This window comes from Kitasatospora sp. NPDC001225, assembly GCF_053597855.1.
Map to the genome: position 1 here is coordinate 1 of NZ_JBSFJC010000363.1, position 2,369 is coordinate 2,369.

Sequence of the window (2,369 nt, forward strand, 5' to 3'; positions counted from 1 at the left end):
CTTGCCGCTGGTCCGCCCGCGCGGGCCGTCCGCACCGTCCGGCCAGCCCTGGGACTGCTCCACCTGGGCGAGGGTTTCGGCTAGTTCGGCCACCGAGGACGTGCCGGATGCTCGCCGCGGTGCGCCCGGAGCTGCGCAGCGCCTGCTCGGCGGCGGCCACCACGAGGTCGGCGAGCCGGCCGTCCGGCGGGAGGAAGCGGCGCTCCTCGATGCCGGTCCGTTTGACGATCCACTCCGGGGAGGCGCCGATCCGCTCGAAGTAGGCGTTGGGGACGACGCGTTCGGGCAGGGCGGCGCCCACCCCGACGATGGCGGGCGTCATGCCGCGCCTCCTTCCGCGAAGGCCGGTCCGGTGCCCATCCGGACGGCGTGCATCCCGCCGTCGGCGTGCAGGATCTCCCCGCTGACGGTGGCGGCGAGGTCGGAGAGCAGGAACAGCACCGGTCCGACCACGACGGCGGGGTCGGTGCGGTCCCAGCCGAGCGGGGCCTCGGCCTGCCAGCGGTCGGCGATCCGGTCGAAGGTGCTGATCGCCTGCCCGGCGACGGTCTCCACCGGGCCGGCCGCCACCAGGTTGACCCGGATGCCGGACGGGCCGAGGTACATCGCCAGGTACCGGCAGACCGCGCCGAGCGCCGCCTTGCTGACGCCCATCCAGTCGTAGCCGGCCCAGGCGCCGCTGGCGTCGAAGTCCAGTCCGACGACGCTGCCGCGCCGCCCGTCCGCGCTGAGCAGCGGGGCGAGCGCGGTGGCCAGCGAGTGCAGGGAGACGGCGGCGGTGCGCAGCGCGAGGCCGGCGGCCTCCGGCGGGGTGGTGAGGAAGTTGCCGCTCAGCGCCGTCTGCTGGGCGGCGGCGACGGCGTGCAGCACGCCGTCGACCCCGCCCCAGCGCTGCTCCAGCTCCTTGGCCAGCCGGGCGAAGTCCTCGGGCCGGGTGACGTCCAGTTCCAGCACCTCGACGGGGCGGGGCAGGACGTCCGCGGCCAGTTCGGTGATCCGCCGGGCCCGGCCGAAGCCGGTGAGCAGGACCTCGGCGCCCGCTTCCTGGAGCGCCCTGGCGGTGTGCCAGGCGATGGAGTCCTCGTTGAGCACCCCGGTGATCAGATAGCGGCGTCCGTGGAAGCCGAGCATCACTCCTGGCCTTTCGTCGTACCGGTCGTACCGGGTGCGTCGGCCGCCGCCAGCACCAGGGCCGCGTTGTGTCCGCCGAACCCGAAGGAGGTGGAGAGCCCGGCCCGCCGGCCGCCGGGCAGGGCGGGGGCGGCGAGCGGGGTGGCGTGGCGGATCAGGTTCAGCGGGCCGAGCTTCTCGTCGGGCTCGCGCAGCCCGACGGTGGGCGGGGCGGTGGCGTGGCGCAGCGCCTGCAGGGTGGCGATGGCCTCCACCGCGCCGGCCGCGCCGAAGAGGTGGCCGGTGCAGGACTTGGTGGAGGAGAGCGGGACGGCGTCCAGGGCCGGTCCGAGCGCCAGGCGCAGCGCCTCGCACTCGGAGCTGTCGTTGAGGACGGTCCCGGTGCCGTGGGCGTTGAGGTAGCCGAGCTGCCCGGGGGTGACGCCGGCCGCTTCGAGCGCCAGGGTGACGGCGCGGGCCGCGGGCCCGCCGGTCGGGTCCGGGGCGGTCAGGTGGTGGGCGTCGCAGGTGGAGCCGTAGCCGAGCACCTCGCCGAGCACGGTGGCGCCGCGGGCGGCGGCGCCGGCCTCGGTCTCCAGGACCAGGATTCCGGCGCCCTCCCCGATCAGCAGGCCGTCCCGGTCGCGGTCGAAGGGCACCGAGCGGCCGCTCTCGGAGAGCGCCCCGGCGGTGCGGAAGGCGGCCCGCACCAGCTCGGAGGTGGAGGCCTCGGCGCCGCCGACCACCACGGCGTCGGCGGCTCCGGCGGCGAGCAGCAGCAGGGCGGTGCCGATCGCCTGGGTGGCGCTGCTGCACGCCGAGGCCAGGCAGAGCGCCTCGCCCCGCAGGCCGTGGCGCTGGGCGATCTGCGAGGCCGCGGCGTTGGCCATCATGGCGGGCACCATGAGCGGGGAGACGAACTCCGCGCCCTGCTGCCGGAGCACCTCGGCCTGGGTCTCGAAGCTCGCCGTCCCGCCGAGCGCGCAGCCCACCACGCAGGCGACCCGCTCGGCGGGGTAGGGCGGCGGGCCGTCCGTCCATCCCGCCTGGGCCAGGGCCTCGGCGGCGGCCACGAGCGCGAGCTGGGTGAAGCGGTCGGTGCGGCGGATCTGCTGGCGCGACAGGTGGTCGGCGGGCCGGAAGTCCCGGCACAGCCCGAGCCCGTCGGCGAGCCCGCTCTCGCCGGCCACCGCCCGCCGGTGCAGCTCGTCGGCGCCCACGCCCAGCGGGGTCACCGCGCCCAGGCCCGTGACGACGGC

2 protein-coding genes and 1 pseudogene are annotated in these 2,369 nt (G+C 76.7%); all 3 read right to left on the reverse strand.

Annotation, left to right across the window (positions count from 1 at the left end; all coding sequences use genetic code 11):
• Positions 1 to 322, reverse strand: a pseudogene (locus ACWDCZ_RS40435) (ketoacyl-ACP synthase III); the annotation flags it as partial.
• Positions 319 to 1,131, reverse strand: a complete 813-nt coding sequence (gene fabI / locus ACWDCZ_RS40440; RefSeq protein WP_198959380.1) for an enoyl-ACP reductase FabI — start codon at positions 1,129 to 1,131, stop codon at positions 319 to 321. The pseudogene ACWDCZ_RS40435 and the gene fabI, both read right to left, overlap by 4 nt.
• Positions 1,131 to 2,369, reverse strand: a 1,239-nt coding sequence (locus tag ACWDCZ_RS40445; protein ID WP_449818603.1) for a beta-ketoacyl-[acyl-carrier-protein] synthase family protein, incomplete at its 5' end; no start/stop codon positions are given. The genes fabI and ACWDCZ_RS40445, both read right to left, overlap by 1 nt.

Bases quoted from the DNA above. Each gene is read 5' to 3' on its own strand.
- fabI (WP_198959380.1), bottom strand. From the start codon at position 1,131: ATGCTCGGCTTCCACGGACGCCGCTATCTGATCACCGGGGTGCTCAAC.